1 protein-coding gene is annotated in these 1,361 nt (G+C 62.9%); it reads left to right on the top strand.

The genetic code is table 11. The features are described from left to right. Positions 1-85: 85 nt before the first annotated feature. The gene (locus L0B83_RS19570; RefSeq protein WP_372461227.1) at positions 86-1,324 is read left to right on the top strand and encodes an IS256 family transposase; all 1,239 of its coding nucleotides are present in this window, start codon (positions 86-88) and stop codon (positions 1,322-1,324) included. The last annotated feature ends 37 nt before the right edge of the window (positions 1,325-1,361 follow it).

Raw genomic sequence — 1,361 nt, 5'->3', positions numbered from 1 at the left:
GGGACTGTCTGAATAACGGTGGATTCGGGATTGGCCTGACACGCCGGGCGTTGCCTGGCGGGGAGGACCAATCATGAGCGACACCATGGATCCCATGGCGACTGATGTGGATCAGCAAGAGTTGGCGCAGCAGCTTCTGGCCCAGGCCAAGGAGCAGGGAATTGAGCTCGTCGGACCCGGCGGGCTGTTGAACCGTCTGACGAAAAACGTCCTGGAGACCGCCCTGGAGGCGGAGATGGAGGACCATCTCGGTTACGAGAAGCACGACGTAGCCGGGCGCGGGAGCGGAAATTCACGCAACGGAACACGCACGAAGACGGTGCTGACGGAGATCGGGCCTGTGGAGATCGATGTGCCCAGGGACACCGGTTCGACGTTCGAGCCGCAGGTCATCAAGAAACGGCAGCGGCGCCTGACCGGGGTGGACGAGATCGTGTTGTCGCTGAGCGCGAAGGGGCTCACGACCGGGGAAATCGCAGCCCACTTCGATGACGTCTACGGTGCGAGAGTATCCAAGGACACGATCTCCCGGATCACCGAAAAGGTCGTTGCCGAGATGGTCGAGTGGCAGAACCGGCCCCTGGACCGGGTCTACCCGGTGGTGTTCATTGACGCGATCCACGTCAAGATCCGCGACGGGCAGGTCACGAACCGCCCGATCTACGTCGCGATCGGGGTGAGCACCGGCGGTGAACGGGACATCCTCGGGCTGTGGGCAGGCGACGGCGGGGAAGGAGCGAAGTTCTGGCTCTCCGTGCTGACCGAGATCAAGAACCGGGGCGTGGAGGACGTCTGCATCAGCGTCTGCGACGGGCTCAAGGGCCTTCCCGAGGCCATCAACACCGTCTGGGAGCGGGCCGTGGTCCAGACCTGCATTGTCCATCTGATCCGCAACACCTTCCGCTTCGCCGCCCGGCAGTACCGGGACGAAGTGGCACGTGACCTGCGCCCGGTCTACACGGCACCGTCCGAAACCGCAGCCAAGGAACGTTTCGTAGAGTTCTCGACCAAATGGGGTCGGCAGTACCCTGCGATCACCCGGCTGTGGGAGAACGCGTGGAGTGAATTCGTGCCGTTCCTGGACTATGACGTCGAAATCCGGCGGGTTATTTGCAGCACGAACGCCATCGAATCTCTCAACGCCCGCTACCGGCGCGCGGTCCGGGCCAGAGGTCACTTCCCGACGGAGCAGGCCGCCCTGAAGTGCCTTTACCTGGCAACCAGGGCACTGGACCCCGCCGGCAAAGGCAGGGCACGATGGGCCATGCGATGGAAGCCGGCCCTCAACGCCTTTGCCATCACCTTCGAAGGAAGAATCAACTAAATGCCAATCCCGAAACCACCGTTAAACGGACAGTCCC

This window comes from Arthrobacter alkaliphilus (genome assembly GCF_021483235.1).
GTDB lineage: Bacteria > Actinomycetota > Actinomycetes > Actinomycetales > Micrococcaceae > Arthrobacter > Arthrobacter alkaliphilus.
The sequence above is the reverse complement of the archived record's forward strand: the minus strand, read 5'-3'. Positions and strand labels throughout refer to the sequence as shown.